The sequence below is a fragment of the Bacteroides sp. AF32-8BH genome (assembly GCF_003435205.1).
GTDB classification, from domain to species: Bacteria; Bacteroidota; Bacteroidia; order Bacteroidales; family Bacteroidaceae; genus Bacteroides; species Bacteroides ovatus.
Genome location: NZ_QVLZ01000001.1, coordinates 122968 through 137034, shown reverse-complemented (window position 1 = coordinate 137034; position 14067 = coordinate 122968). Strand labels below are relative to the sequence as shown.

At 41.1% G+C, this 14067-nt stretch carries 13 protein-coding genes; 9 read left to right on the top strand and 4 right to left on the bottom strand.

What is annotated here, in order from left to right; genetic code table 11:
* Positions 1-276 precede the first annotated feature (276 nt).
* The 3 genes from DWZ47_RS00505 (at position 277) to DWZ47_RS00495 (ending at position 6632) form a co-directional block, all read left to right on the top strand.
* Positions 277-3510 (top strand): SusC/RagA family TonB-linked outer membrane protein, encoded by a 3234-nt coding sequence (locus tag DWZ47_RS00505; protein ID WP_042994438.1) that lies wholly within the window; start codon positions 277-279, stop codon positions 3508-3510.
* A gap of 13 nt (positions 3511-3523) precedes the next feature.
* Positions 3524-5536 (top strand): RagB/SusD family nutrient uptake outer membrane protein, encoded by a 2013-nt coding sequence (locus tag DWZ47_RS00500; RefSeq protein ID WP_004299281.1) that lies wholly within the window; start codon positions 3524-3526, stop codon positions 5534-5536.
* 346 nt (positions 5537-5882) lie between these two features.
* Positions 5883-6632, top strand: coding sequence for an N-acetyltransferase (locus DWZ47_RS00495; protein WP_004299279.1), 750 nt, complete (start codon positions 5883-5885; stop codon positions 6630-6632).
* A gap of 56 nt (positions 6633-6688) precedes the next feature.
* Here DWZ47_RS00495 and DWZ47_RS00490 read toward each other — a convergent pair whose 3' ends face one another.
* Complete coding sequence (locus DWZ47_RS00490; RefSeq protein WP_032846537.1) at positions 6689-7690, bottom strand: M28 family metallopeptidase; 1002 nt, start codon at positions 7688-7690, stop codon at positions 6689-6691.
* Positions 7691-7726: 36 nt separating this feature from the next.
* Positions 7727-8854, bottom strand: a complete 1128-nt coding sequence (locus tag DWZ47_RS00485; RefSeq protein WP_004323465.1) for a leucine-rich repeat domain-containing protein — start codon at positions 8852-8854, stop codon at positions 7727-7729.
* Between the two features lie 114 nt (positions 8855-8968).
* Here DWZ47_RS00485 and DWZ47_RS00480 point away from each other — a divergent pair, with 114 nt between their 5' ends.
* The 6 genes from DWZ47_RS00480 to DWZ47_RS00455 all read left to right on the top strand — a co-directional run bounded on the left by DWZ47_RS00480 (position 8969) and on the right by DWZ47_RS00455 (position 11603).
* Positions 8969-9412, top strand: coding sequence for a hypothetical protein (locus tag DWZ47_RS00480; protein WP_004299271.1), 444 nt, complete (start codon positions 8969-8971; stop codon positions 9410-9412).
* 4 nt (positions 9413-9416) lie between these two features.
* Positions 9417-10226, top strand: coding sequence for a metal ABC transporter permease (locus DWZ47_RS00475; protein ID WP_004307944.1), 810 nt, complete (start codon positions 9417-9419; stop codon positions 10224-10226).
* A gap of 13 nt (positions 10227-10239) precedes the next feature.
* Positions 10240-10653, top strand: a complete 414-nt coding sequence (tsaE, locus tag DWZ47_RS00470; protein ID WP_004323470.1) for a tRNA (adenosine(37)-N6)-threonylcarbamoyltransferase complex ATPase subunit type 1 TsaE — start codon at positions 10240-10242, stop codon at positions 10651-10653.
* Positions 10650-10877, top strand: a complete 228-nt coding sequence (locus tag DWZ47_RS00465) for an immunity 17 family protein (protein WP_115484722.1) — start codon at positions 10650-10652, stop codon at positions 10875-10877. Before tsaE ends, DWZ47_RS00465 begins: the two co-directional genes overlap by 4 nt.
* Positions 10878-10948: 71 nt before the next feature.
* A complete protein-coding gene (locus DWZ47_RS00460) occupies positions 10949-11242 on the top strand; it encodes a nucleotidyltransferase family protein (protein WP_115484723.1) in 294 nt (97 codons plus the stop codon).
* Positions 11226-11603 (top strand): DUF86 domain-containing protein, encoded by a 378-nt coding sequence (locus DWZ47_RS00455; protein ID WP_115484724.1) that lies wholly within the window; start codon positions 11226-11228, stop codon positions 11601-11603. The genes DWZ47_RS00460 and DWZ47_RS00455 overlap by 17 nt, the downstream gene beginning before the upstream one ends.
* On the opposite strand, the gene DWZ47_RS00450 is transcribed toward DWZ47_RS00455, so the two are convergent.
* A complete protein-coding gene (locus DWZ47_RS00450; RefSeq protein WP_117512095.1) occupies positions 11598-12908 on the bottom strand; it encodes a DUF58 domain-containing protein in 1311 nt (436 codons plus the stop codon). The two genes, DWZ47_RS00455 and DWZ47_RS00450, sit on opposite strands and share 6 nt — an antisense overlap.
* Positions 12909-13089: 181 nt before the next feature.
* Positions 13090-14064 carry an AAA family ATPase gene (locus DWZ47_RS00445; protein ID WP_004306583.1) on the bottom strand — a complete coding sequence of 325 codons (975 nt, stop codon included), beginning with the start codon at positions 14062-14064 and terminating at the stop codon, positions 13090-13092.
* Positions 14065-14067: the final 3 nt, after the last annotated feature.

Below are 14067 nucleotides of genomic sequence, written 5' to 3'. Positions count from 1 at the left end.
AAGCCGTATTTTATCTTCATATTGAAATGAAACGACTTGTTTATTTCATCATCCTTGTTATTTCATCTAACACAAACAGGTACGAAATAGATATAAAATGGGTATAAAACAAGTAGAAAAGATCGCTTAAAAGATGACTCTTTTTTTGAATTTAAGGCTTTGAATCCAACGTTTTACGCACGGAATAAGTTCTTTCAGAACTTATTAAAAGTAATTCCGGATTCTAGGAAAAACTCTAAATTCAATGCTATGTTAAAACAACTAAAGTCAGTTAGTATGTTGTTGTTCCTACTGACAATGTCAGTAGAAGCAGCTTATCCGGAAATAGGTGAAAGCACTCTAAAAGTTTCCGTTGTACAACAGGGTACTACTTGTAAGGGTGTAGTAAAAGATGCAGCAGGTGAAACCATCATCGGTGCATCCGTCGTAGCCAAAGGTACGACGAACGGTACAATCACCGGAATCAACGGTGACTTCTCTTTAAACAATGTAAAAACCGGAGATATTATTGTAGTCTCTTTTGTTGGTTATCAGACTCAAGAAATCAAATTCACAGGACAATCATTGAATATCATCCTTAAAGACAATACACAAACATTGGATGAAGTTGTTGTGGTTGCTTTTGGTACACAAAAGAAAGTGAATGTAACAGGATCTGTATCTACGGTAGGAGCAAAAGAAATTTCGGCACGTCCCGTTAACTCTACCATAGAAGCTTTGCAAGGTATGGTTCCGGGGATGAATATCTCTACTGGTGATGGTGGTGGCTCCTTAGGTTCAGACAAAAAATTCAATATTCGTGGTGTTGGAACAATTGGAGCTGGTTCAAAGGTAGAACCATTGGTGCTCATTGACGGTATGGAGGGAGACATGAACGCTATCAATCCACAGGACATTGAGAATATTTCTGTACTGAAAGATGCAGCCGCTTCCTCCATTTATGGCTCGCGGGCACCAGGTGGAGTCATCCTGATTACAACAAAGAAAGGTAAGTCGGGAAAAACGGTAGTTAACTATAATAACAACTTCCGTTTTGTATCTCCCTTGAATATGCCTGAAATGGCAGATTCATACAATTTTGCTCTGGCAGTCAATGACCAGTTAACTAATGGTGGACAGACTCCCATGTATAGCGCCACCAAACTTCAACAAATTCTGGATTTTCAAGCAGGAAAAAGCACACAATATATGTGGCCGACCGATGCGGGAAGATGGAATTCATTCGATGATCCCCAACGGCAAGACGTGATGCCTACCGGCAATACCGACTGGTTAAAAACGTTATTTGGTAATAGCTTTACCCACGAGCATTCATTGAGCGTAAATGGTGGAACGGATAAAATACAATATTATCTTTCTGCGAATTATCTGGACCAAGGAGGTCTCTTGAAGTTTGGAGATGATAACAAACAACGCTACTCCTTTACTGCAAAAATCAATGCGGACTTAACCAAATGGTTGAAAATAAGTTATAGTATGCGTTTTAACCGGACGGATTATGAAGCTCCTTCATTTGCCGGAGGCGATATCAAAAGTAATGTATTCTATTTCGATGTATGTCGCTACTGGCCTGTCATTCCGGTAGTAGACCCAAACGGATTCTATACTGTCGAATCCAAGATTTACCAATTAACAGAAGGAGGCCGATATAAATCACAAAAAGACGTGATGGCACACCAGCTTGCTTTCATCGTGGAACCCATCAAAGACTGGAAAATTAACGTAGAATTGAACTACCGTTCCAACTATAATTTCGACCATACCGATTATCAAACCGTTTATGGTTATGATGTGAGTAAAAATCCCTACATTATTGCCAATCAAACTTCCAGCGTTACAGAATATGCTTATAAGAGTAATTTCTTCAATCCGAACATCTTTACCGAATACGGCAAATCATTAGAAAGCGGGCACAACTTTAAAGTGATGCTGGGTTTTCAGAGCGAACTATTCAAACAACGTGATATTACCGCTTCCCAAGACGGTATCATGTCGGAAGTGGCTACCTTGAACACCACGCAGACAAATGCACAAAACAGAGGAGGGTACTCCGAATGGGCTACAGCCGGCTTCTTCGGACGTGTTAATTACGACTACAAAGGACGTTATCTGGCTGAAGTAAATATGAGATATGACGGCACTTCACGTTTCCTTCGAGATAACCGCTGGAATCTATTCCCATCATTCTCCTTAGGATGGAACATGGCCCGTGAAGCATTTTTTGAAGATCTGACCGATTTAATCAGCACATTCAAGATACGTGGTTCATGGGGTGAATTGGGCAACCAAAACACAGATAACTGGTATCCATTCTATCGAACTATTGATATTAACAAAGACCAATGGGGCAATTACGCACTAGGCAGTTGGCTGGTAAATGGCGTAAAACCAAATATTTCCAAAGAATCTGCGCTGGTATCTTCCTTACTGACATGGGAAAAGACGCAAACACTGGATTTAGGTTTCGACTTATCTATGCTCAACAATCGTTTGAATGTAACATTCGACTATTTCCAGCGTAAATCTAAAAACATGGTAGGCCCCGCCCCCGAACTACCCAACCTCTTAGGCATTGCCGTTCCCAAAGTAAACAACCTCGATATGACTTCCAAAGGTTGGGAAATACAGGTGAACTGGCGCGACCAGATACGCGACTTTAAGTATGGAGTTACCTTATCTTTGTCAGACAATCAAGTGGTTATTGATAAATACCCCAATCCGTCAAACACAATTTTAGATAAAGACAATAATAATACGTATTATGCAGGTGCTCACGTAGGTGATATATGGGGATTCCAAACAATCGGCATCGCAAAGACCGATCAAGAGATGAAAGATCATTTGGCCGGTATGCCCAATGGCGCACAGGATGTACTCGGTTCCGGCTGGGGAGCAGGTGACATCATGTATGCGGATTTGAACGGTGACGGCCAGATCAGCAGAGGTAACAAAACACTGGCTGATCATGGTGATTTGAAGAAAATAGGCAACAGTACACCACGCTACAACTTTGGTTTGAATCTGGATGCCGCCTGGAAAGGGTTCGACCTTAAATTATTTTTCCAAGGAACGATGAAACGTGATTATATGCCGGGGAGTGGTTCTACAATGTTCTGGGGAGCAGTAGGCTACTGGCAAACCAACTTTTTCAAACCTCATCTGGACTATTTCCGCGGAGAAGATACGACTAATCCGCTAGGAGCTAACCTGGGTGGTTATTATCCGCGTCCTCTCGAGAATGATAGAAACCGTAATCCACAGACCCGATATTTGCAAAATGCGGCTTACTGCCGTCTGAAAAACGTTACTTTAGGTTATACATTACCTAAATCTTTGACAGAGAAATTCTGCGTAAACAATCTGCGATTCTTTGTTTCAGCAGAGAATTTATTTACTATTACCAGTCTGGCCGATACGTTTGACCCCGAAACTGTTGGCATCGGCAACTGGGACGGATGTACCTATCCGCTATCCAAGACTGTATCATTCGGTTTAAGTGCAACATTTTAAATGATAAACGATTATGAAAAAACATATTAAACTTTTGACAATAGGAACATTGCTATTGGGCGGACTGACCGGTTGCAATGATTTTCTCGACAGGGAACCACTGGATAAAGTAATTCCCGAAAAATATTTTGCATCCGAAAGTGATCTGGCTGCATACACAATCAATGCTTACCCATTTGAAACAGTGACCGATGCGTATGGCATCAATTTCTTCGGCAAAGATAATGATACTGATAACCAAGCCAGTGGTGACTCACCGGCCTTCTGGATACCCGGGCAAAAGAAGGTGCCGTCAGGTGAAGGCGAATGGGACTGGAGTAAAATACGAACCTGCAACTATTTCTTTGATAATACTTTACCGAAATTCGAAGCCGGCACTATTACCGGCAATCAGGATAATGTGAAGCATTATATCGGAGAAATGTACGTGATCCGGGCATACAATTATTATAAATTACTGGTTTCTTTAGGAGATCTGCCTATTATCACTACTGCATTGCCCGACATAGAAGAGACCTTGGTGGAATCCAGCAAGCGCCAGCCGCGTAATAAGGTGGCACGCTTCATTCTGGACGATTTGCAAAAAGCAACAGAATTGTTGCTTGATAAAAGTCCCGGTGGCAAGAATCGCATCAGCAAAAACGTAGCTCACTTGCTACGTGCACGCGTTGCCCTCTTCGAAGCAACTTGGGAAAAGTATCACAAAGGAACAGCTTTTGTACCCGGTGGAAAAGGATGGCCGGGTAATCCCGCAGATGTAAGCGGTTTTAATAGTGATGCAGAAGTGGCTTATTTTCTTGATGAAGCAATGAAGTCATCAAAAGTGGTAGGCGACTATATCGTCGGAAAACTGGCAGACAATACCGATACCCCCGAAGGTATGAACGCCAGTCTGGTTTCCATCAATCCTTACTACACCATGTTCTGCGATGAAAACATGGAAGGATATGATGAAATACTGATGTGGAAACTGTTCAAGGAAGGATTGGTAACCAGCAACTTGCAAATGGAGTTGGCACGCAATGGCGGTGGTTCCGGATGGACTCGTGGCATGGTCAATTCATTCCTGATGCGCAATGGGCTTCCCATCTATGCAGCCGGTTCCGATTATAATCCCGATTGGGAGAAAGAAGGAGTAAATTCCACTTTACAGAATCGTGATTCACGCATTGTTATCTTTACCAAAAAGCCGGGTGATGCCAACACTGAAAATAAAGGTGATGTGAATTATTACGGTGATGACGGAACTCCCAGTTATTGCTCAATCCGTTTCATTTATGGCGATAAAGGAAGTTTGGCAACAACCGGATTCATCATCAAAAAAGGCAAACACTACTCCAGTCACATGGCAAATGACCATAGTGCGGGAACATCAGGTGGTATTGTTTTCCGTGCGGCAGAAGCCATGTTGATTTACATGGAAGCTTCGTATGAAAAAAATGGTAGAATCGACGGAACAGCCGACGGATATTGGAAAGCTTTACGCCGACGCGCCAAAGTGGACGAAGACTATAATAAGACAATCGCTGCAACACAGATGAGCGAAGAGGCTAAAGGCGATTTCGGTGCTTATTCTCATGGCCAATTGATAGACGCGACGTTATATAATATCCGCCGTGAACGCCGTAACGAACTTTGTGCAGAAGCTTTGCGCTGGGAAGACTTGAAACGCTGGCGTGCATGCGACCAGTTGATATCCAAACCTTACCGTGTAGAAGGTATGCTATACTGGGGAAGCAACTATGAAACGCAACTGGCAGATTTATGTAAAGTAGATCCGGCAGAAGGTAATATGTCCTCACCTGATTTAAGTAAATATATTCTTCCATACGAAAAAATCACGAAGAATAATCTGATTGCCGGGCAGAAGGGATTCCTCTTTACACCTGCTCATTATCTGAATCCGATAGGTATGGCTGTATTTCGTCAGACAGCCTCGGATAAGAATGATTTTACAAGTTCAGTCGTTTATCAGAACCCGGGATGGAAGATTGAAGGCGACACCGGCGCACAACCTGTAGAATAATAAAAAGATAAAAGAACAACTCTTTGAGCTTACAAATATATCGACCTTAATATTATATATCTGTTATCTTTTTATTTTTATAAACTTCATTGTCTCGCTTCAGATTAGGTAGAACTGCGGTCAATCTAATCCAAAGTTAGGCAATGAAGTTTTACATTCGCATGAGTTCTCGTTCAACATCCTCTGCAGATGTATAAAAAGTCTTTGTGATTTCCATAGTCACCCAACAGAGATTATCCGCAAAATTCACTACATTTGTATTTGCTTATCTATCAACCGGGCTAATCAAGTATTACAATTACTACACTATCCGATTGATAATATCTAACTTGAAACAAAGGTGTATATGAATACTGACTTTACAAACTTAACAACAGAAAATCTTTCTAATGAGCATTTATGCTGCATTATCCGCAGCAAAAAGTCTCATCCTGGTATTGAAGCAAAACGGCAATGGCTTTCCGACCGGCTGAATGAAGGCCATGTCTTTAGAAAGTTAAACGCCAAAGCTACTGTTTTTATTGAATATGCCCCTCTTGAAACAGCTTGGGTTCCCGTCATCGGCGACAACTATTATTATCTGTATTGTTTATGGGTGCTAGGTAGCCCCCGAGGAAACGGATATGGGAAAGCATTAATAGAGTACTGTATAGCTGATGCCAAAGAAAAAGGTAGATCCGGCATTTGTATGCTTGGGGCAAAAAAACAGAAGAGCTGGCTTTCCGACCAATCATTTGCAAAGAAATTTGGTTTTGAGGTGGTTGACACTACTGATAACGGATATGAATTGCTTGCTCTTTCTTTCGACGGAACAGTACCGCAATTTGCGCCAAATGCCAAAAATCTGAAAATAGAAAGTGAGGAACTGACGATTTATTATGATATGCAATGCCCCTACATCTATAAATACATTGAAATGATCAAACAATATTGTGAAACAAATGATGTCCCTGTTTCTTTTATTCAAGTAGATACGCTACAGAAAGCAAAAGAGTTACCGTGTGTTTTTAATAATTTTGCAGTATTTTATAAAGGAAGTTTTGAGACTGTGAATTTGCCACCTATCGACTATTTAAAAAGAATACTCAAAAAATAAGAAATACAATCCTGACTTTTCCCATTAATTATCAGGATTGTATTTTATCTGCTTCATTAAAAAGACTTCTCATTTGCCATCTTCCACATATTGAGAAAAGAGGCTTTAGTGATTTCTACGACCTTATCCCAATTCAATCGGTCAGCATGATCGGAAGGCTGGTGATAATCAGGATGCCCGTCCGTATGATACCAGATGATCGGAATACCTACTTTGGCAAACGAACCATTATCACTTCCTCCTATCGGATTTTCCCAGGCGCGGTAATCCGGTTCCAATTGCAAACCGTATTTTCTGATATCCTCTTTCAACCAATCCTCAAAGACCGGATGGGCGGCTGTATAAAAATAAACGACCTGTTTAGGCTGTTGAGGTTTGTTATTACGGCCAATCATGTCAAAGTTCAGATAGCCTTTGATTTGAGATAGGAAAGGACAAGTTTGTACAAAATATTTAGAGCCAAGCAGTCCTTTTTCTTCTCCATCCCAAAAAGCAAAGATTACATTTCTTTCGGGTTGCTGTCCACTGGCTAAAAAGGCTCTTGCTATTTGCAGCACTGCCGATACACCGGAAGCATTATCGTCAGCACCATTGTATATTTGGTCGCCATCGAGTGCAGGATCAATACCTAAATGGTCGAAATGCGCCCCCACAATCACATATTCTTTGGTATTTTTACCAGGAATCATTCCCAATACATTCCTCATGGAAAGCTTCTGATGAACTTCCTGTTTCAGTTTAACTATGGAATCAGGATGCACTTCCAGACGTCCTTTTTTCTGACGTTCTTTACGGTAAGCATCAAAAGGCTGGAAATAGCAGTCAGCCAAAGGTGATACTCCCATCCATTGAAGTAAGGAAACAATATACTCCGAGGTCACACGTGAACCATGAAAACCTGCCTCACGCCCTTGCAATTCATCACTAGCCAAAAAGTTGATAGTAGCTTCGGCAGAGGAACGGTTGATACTCTGCAACCCTTTTTCTACGTTAGTTTGGGCAGATAACAACAATGAAAAATTACACAAAAAAGAGAGAAGCAGAATGTTTTTCTTCATGATGTATATAAGATTTAAGAAACAATCGTCCATACTTTACTTATTTTCAACTATCCAGTTTTTATCATTCAAGATATTTCTATTACAATCATCTGCTCCCGGATTATCATTAAAAGAAATCCGATATTGCCGGGGAGGAGTCGGATAATAAATAGCAGGTTCCAGCACTTGCCCCAAGGAATCAAACAGTGTATTCAAGGCATCCTCATCCAATTGATTCGAGTGACAATAAAGATGTTCTAACAGACTTCCTTGCGGTACCATTAAACGAGTTAGCTGATTATGTTCACAACGCAATTCACTAATATTAGAGTTATCGGACAGATCAAGTTCGGTCAATTTGTTGTATGAGCAACTTAATTCCCTTAAAGAAGGGCAACATTTCAATATATCAGTAATTGATTGGAAAGCACATCCTTGTATCAATATCGCAGAAATTGAAGTCTTCTCGTTCAATTCCAGATGTGACAATACTTCATTAGAACTCAAATCAATATCGCGCAATGCCGGCAAGCTTTTAAGGGAAAGGGAAGAAAAACCATTATAAGAACAATATAAACTTTCCGCTTCCGGATGACTACCAAACTCTATTGAAGTCAATTTGGGATTAGAATAAACTTGTATAGATCGCAATCGGAAACAATCCTCAATCTCCAAATGCTCCAAATCAGCGAAACTACCGATATTAATACTTTCCACATTAGGACAGAAGGTATTCAAGTCCAATTCGCGAGTATCAGAAATGCTATTCAAAGCCAGTGATTTCATTCGCGGCATATTTCCCAAATAAAGATGACTCAAAGGAAGAAGCAAACCACTTATATCGATAAGCTGCAGCTCTTCAGCCCAAATCCTCACTTCATATAATCCTTTATTTCCATATCTATATACCACTCCGCCACTCATTGAAGAAGGATCTTCTATTTTCTGTATACGACCGTTTCCCCAATCTATCACCATTCGTCCCCCACTTGCTACAATGTCCAACTGCCGCCAGTCTCCTACAACATTCACTGTAAAGCGAATCGTGTTTTCATCTGTCAATGCCGGAAATTCAAAATCATCTCCAAACACTCTGTTATCCGTATCTTTACAGGCAGCAAGGGTAGTGAATAAGATAACCACCCACATACTCCGAACGAATAATATACTCTGTCTTTTCATCTTATATTTGAGTTAGTAACATACAAAAGTACGAAAGAAATAGATAGCATACACGATAGAATACAAATTTATAAGTAACTTTGCACAAATTTGATTCGTAACTGTTATATTGTCATGTGGATACTTATTATAAGTCTGGTGTTGCTGGGTGTCATTGCGCTGATAGCCGGAATTATCCGCAACAAAAGACTGCAAAAGAAAATAGAAAAGGGCGAACTGGACCGTATGCCGGAAGTGAAGGAAGTAGATGTGGAATGCTGCGGACAACACGAAGTATGCGAACGGGATAGCCTGCTGGCAGCTGTCAGCAAAAAGATAGAATATTACGATGACGAAGAACTGGACCAGTTCATTGGCAAGGCAGGAGATGCGTATACAGAAGAAGAAACAGAAATGTTTCGGGATGTATTGTATACGACACTGGATGTAGAAGTGGCCGGATGGGTACGTAGCCTTCAGCTCCGTGGCATTGAACTACCGGATGATCTCAAAGACGAAGTTTTTCTGATTATCGGAGAAAGAAGAAACATAGAAGTAAAAAAGGCAGATGACAGGTGATGTGATGGATTTACTACAATATACATTCTTTCAACACGCCCTATTGGGAAGTCTGCTGGCAAGCATTGCCTGTGGGATTATCGGTACATATATTGTAACCCGCCGCCTGGTATTTATCAGCGGAGGAATCACTCATGCTTCTTTCGGAGGGATCGGGTTAGGATTGTTTGCCGGAATTTCTCCGATACTCTCGGCAGCCGTATTCTCAGTATTATCTGCTTTTGGCGTCGAATGGCTTAGCAGACGGAAAGATATGCGCGAAGATTCTGCCATTGCAGTATTCTGGACGTTAGGGATGGCACTCGGAATTATGTTCAGCTTCCTGTCACCGGGATTTGCGCCCGACCTGTCGGCTTACCTCTTCGGCAATATACTGACCATCAACCAAATCGACTTATGGATGCTCGGCATATTGGCACTCATACTGACCGGATTCTTTTATCTGTTTATCCGCCCCATCGTATATATTGCCTTTGACCGTGAGTTTGCACGTTCGCAAAAGATTCCGGTAGAGATTTTTGAATATGTACTGATGATGTTCATCGCACTGACCATTGTAGCCTGCCTGCGAATGGTAGGCATCGTATTGGCCATTTCTCTTCTCACCATTCCACAGATGACAGCCAACTTGTTCACCTATAGTTTCAAGAAGATTATCTGGTTATCAATCGGCATCGGTTTCTTGGGCTGCTTGGGTGGATTATTTATTTCTTATCACTGGAAAGTCCCTTCGGGAGCTTCCATCATATTCTTCTCTATCCTGATTTACGCTGTTTGTAAAATCGGAAAGAGTTGTTGCAGGAAAAAGTCATAATAATAGATAGTATATGGAAATCAAAATTCAATCACTGGAAAGTATCCATGAAGCAGCCCGTGAATTTATCGCTGCTATGGGCGACAACACTGTATTTGCTTTATACGGAAAGATGGGTGCCGGCAAAACGACATTTGTCAAAGCACTCTGCGAAGCATTGGGCGTAACGGATGTTATCACTTCTCCTACTTTTGCTATTGTCAACGAATACCGTTCGGACGAAACCGGAGAGTTAATCTATCACTTTGATTTTTACCGCATCAAGAAGCTAAGCGAAGTGTACGACATGGGTTACGAAGACTATTTCTACAGTGGCGCTCTCTGCTTTATCGAATGGCCGGAACTGGTAGAAGAACTACTTCCGGGAAATGCCGTAAAAGTAACGATTGAAGAACTGGAAAACGGAAATAGAGTAATCAGACTATGACCGGACAATATATCGTACAAGGAATCTTTGCGCTGGCAGGAATCGTCTCCCTGCTGGCGTCATTGCTAAACTGGGACTGGTTCTTTACAACGCGCAACGCACAAACCATTGTCCGGAATGTAGGACGCAACCGAGCACGACTCTTCTATGGAATACTGGGAATTATCATCATTGGAATGGCTATATTCTTCTTTGTGGAAACACGGAAAGCTATAGGAGGATAATATGTTTTTAAGAGAATCCTTTTGTTTTCTTCCCATTTTTTACTATTTTTGTATGAAAGGAGGATAGAAAAGTGAAAACAACCAATGAATATCTTACAAAAATTCGCCAATTCAAACAACAGTTTGCCGAGAAATATGGAATTATTTCTATTGGTATTTTTGGTTCTGTTGCCCGTGGAGAGCAACATGAAGAGAGTGATTTGGATGTTTTTGTTGAACTAAAGGATCCGGACCCTTTTATTATGTTTGATATTAAAGAAGAACTGGAACGTATATGTAACTGCAAAATAGATCTCCTCCGTTTGCACAAAAACCTTCGTTCACTTATTTCCCAAAGAATAGCAAGAGATGGAATATACGCTTAAAGAAGAAATCCAAGACAAGTTTCTCCAAATATCAGAATCAATATCTATCATCGAAGAAAGATGTCAGAACATTCAGAATGTAGATGATTTTTTGTTATCACCTTGGGGAATGACCATCTTAGACGCATGCATCATGCGAATCCAAGTAATAGGAGAAACGATTAAGGCTGTTGACGACAAAACACAAAAGAACTTTCTTAAAGATTATCCCCAAATTCCATGGGCAAAGGTTATTGGATTAAGAAATATCATTTCTCATGAATATGCTAACATTGACTACGAGATTATTTGGGTAGTCATACAAAAACATCTTCCTCCTTTAAAAGAGACAGTTGAACAAATTATAAAAGACTTATCATAGTAGTTGTCGTGACTTCATCTCCAGATACTTATTAATCACATCAATCGAAAGATTCTCCGGTGTAGTTAATAAAGAATAGATTCCATGTTGTTTCAAAGTAGATACAATCAGCCGCTTCTCGTAAGCGAACTTTTCTGCAATCACGTGACGATAGTAGCTTTCCGTATCTTTTGCCGGTTGGGCGATATATTCCTTCAAATCGACATCTTCAAAAAAGACTACGAGCAAACGGTGTTGGCGGTTTAGTTGTTTCAGGTAAGATAATTGACGGTTCATTCCTCCTATGCTCGAGAAGTTAGTATATAGTACCAGCAGGCTACGCTTACTGACATGTTTGTTCAAATGAACGCAAAGAGCCGAGAAGTCTGTCTCCCCGAAAGTGGTCTGCTGGCTATAAAGACTTTCCAGCAATGTCTGCATATATCCCGGTTGCTTGGAAGCAGGCACGAAAGTATCGAAGTGTTCATCGAAAGTCACTAATCCGGCTTTATCTTCTTTCCGCATGGCAACATACGAAAGCACCAGCGAAGCATTAATTGCATAATCCAGCAAGGTCATTCCACGGAAAGCTTGCTGCATCACTCTACCTTTATCGATCACATTATAAATCTGCTGTGAACGTTCGTCTTGGTACACATTCACCATAAGTTCATGCCGGCGGGCACTTGCTTTCCAGTTAATCGTACGGTAATCATCCCCCTTTACATACTCTTTAATCTGCTCAAACTCCGTATGATGCCCAACCCGGCGAATACGTTTTATTCCCAATTCTGTCAGATTATCACTTATTGCCAGCAATTCATATTGATGGAGCATCAGATATGACGGGTACACTTTGATATCCAAAGGTTCTGCACAAGTATAGCGCCGGGATATAAAGCCGATTTTTCCGGTCACAAAAACTCTGATATGACCGAAAGAGTAAACGCTACGATGAGTAGGTCGAAGACGATAGGTAACTGTTTTTCCCTCGTTTGCTCCAAGCTTCACCTGAAAGTCGACATCACGTTTCTGAAATATAAAAGGGATCTCATCTATGATTTCTAAAGATACAGGATGCGAATAACTACTTTCTACCCGAATACTCACTTCATTTTCGTCGCCATTAGAGAAACGGTCGGCACACTGGCGGAAAGCACGGATTCCACGAATACGATAAAGAAAATATACGTCTGCCAGTACCACCAAAAGCAAGACAAAGAGTGCCCACTGCCCGATAACAAAGAACGGAGCAAAAACATATCCGCTACCCAACAACAGGATAACTACGACAAGGGCAATATAGAAACGACGAGTTAGAAACAAATGATTTATGAATTATGATTTATAATTTCTTGGGTTTACGATTTCTTCAACTTACAATTTACAATTTACGTACAGTTTATAATTTACGATTTATGATTTCTTCGATTTTTGTTATGAATAGGGTCGGACATTCAACGCGCAGCCCAAATCATAAATCTGAATTCATAAATCATAAATCTTTTCATTTTGGTACTTCCACTTTATCAATTAAGCGTTGTGTCACTTTCACCGGTGAATAGCCTTCCATTTCAGCTTCCGCAGTCAGGATCAGACGGTGCTGAAGTACATAAGGAGCTACAAACTTGATATCTTCCGGTGTCACAAAATCACGTCCCTGCAAAAGAGCATACGCTTTCGACGATTGCAGCATGGCTACAGATGCACGTGGAGAAGCTCCCAAATATACAGCTTTGCTGGTACGGGTCTGCTGTACAATCAATGCGATATATTGAAGTAACGTGCGGTCTACGAATACTTGATTCATGAAAGCACGAAGCGACAACAGTTCTTCTTTGGTAATAGCGGGAGTGATGTCGTCCAACTTCACCAATGCGGCATTGGTATGATGACGTTCCAGAATATTCACTTCCTCTTCCAATGAAGGATAATCCATCGTTATCTTCATCAGAAAACGGTCGAGCTGTGCTTCGGGAAGTTTGTATGTTCCCTCCTGCTCTACCGGATTCTGGGTAGCCAAAATCGTATAAAGATCTCCCATCCGGTGAGTCGTTCCATCAATACTGATCTGGCGCTCTTCCATTACCTCAAACAAGGCAGCCTGTGTCTTGGCAGGAGCACGGTTGATTTCATCGACCAATACAATATCCGCAAAAATCGGTCCCTGATGAAAATCAAAACCATTCGTTTTCATATTAAACACAGTCGTACCTAATACGTCACTTGGCATTAAGTCCGGAGTGAACTGGACACGACTGAAGTCTGCATCAATCAGACGAGCTGTCAGACGGGCCAACAGTGTCTTCGCAACTCCCGGAACACCTTCTATCAATACGTGTCCATTCGCCAAAATTGCTGTCAGTACCAAATCCACTGTCTGCTCCTGCCCTACTATGACGGAAGCAATCCGGTCTTTCAACTCTTGTATCTTCTCGGAAAAGAGAGTTAAATCTACTCGCTGTTCTGTATTCTCTTCCATAAA

Excerpts from the sequence above, each read along its gene's own strand:
- DWZ47_RS00505 (WP_042994438.1), top strand. The coding sequence starts at position 277 with ATGTTGTTGTTCCTACTGACAATGTCAGTAGAAGCAGCTTATCCGGAA.
- DWZ47_RS00500 (WP_004299281.1), top strand. The coding sequence starts at position 3,524 with ATGAAAAAACATATTAAACTTTTGACAATAGGAACATTGCTATTGGGC.
- DWZ47_RS00495 (WP_004299279.1), top strand. The coding sequence starts at position 5,883 with ATGAATACTGACTTTACAAACTTAACAACAGAAAATCTTTCTAATGAG.
- DWZ47_RS00490 (WP_032846537.1), bottom strand. The coding sequence starts at position 7,690 with ATGAAGAAAAACATTCTGCTTCTCTCTTTTTTGTGTAATTTTTCATTG.
- DWZ47_RS00485 (WP_004323465.1), bottom strand. The coding sequence starts at position 8,854 with ATGAAAAGACAGAGTATATTATTCGTTCGGAGTATGTGGGTGGTTATC.
- DWZ47_RS00480 (WP_004299271.1), top strand. The coding sequence starts at position 8,969 with ATGTGGATACTTATTATAAGTCTGGTGTTGCTGGGTGTCATTGCGCTG.
- DWZ47_RS00475 (WP_004307944.1), top strand. The coding sequence starts at position 9,417 with ATGGATTTACTACAATATACATTCTTTCAACACGCCCTATTGGGAAGT.
- tsaE (WP_004323470.1), top strand. The coding sequence starts at position 10,240 with ATGGAAATCAAAATTCAATCACTGGAAAGTATCCATGAAGCAGCCCGT.
- DWZ47_RS00465 (WP_115484722.1), top strand. The coding sequence starts at position 10,650 with ATGACCGGACAATATATCGTACAAGGAATCTTTGCGCTGGCAGGAATC.
- DWZ47_RS00455 (WP_115484724.1), top strand. The coding sequence starts at position 11,226 with ATGGAATATACGCTTAAAGAAGAAATCCAAGACAAGTTTCTCCAAATA.
- DWZ47_RS00445 (WP_004306583.1), bottom strand. The coding sequence starts at position 14,064 with ATGGAAGAGAATACAGAACAGCGAGTAGATTTAACTCTCTTTTCCGAG.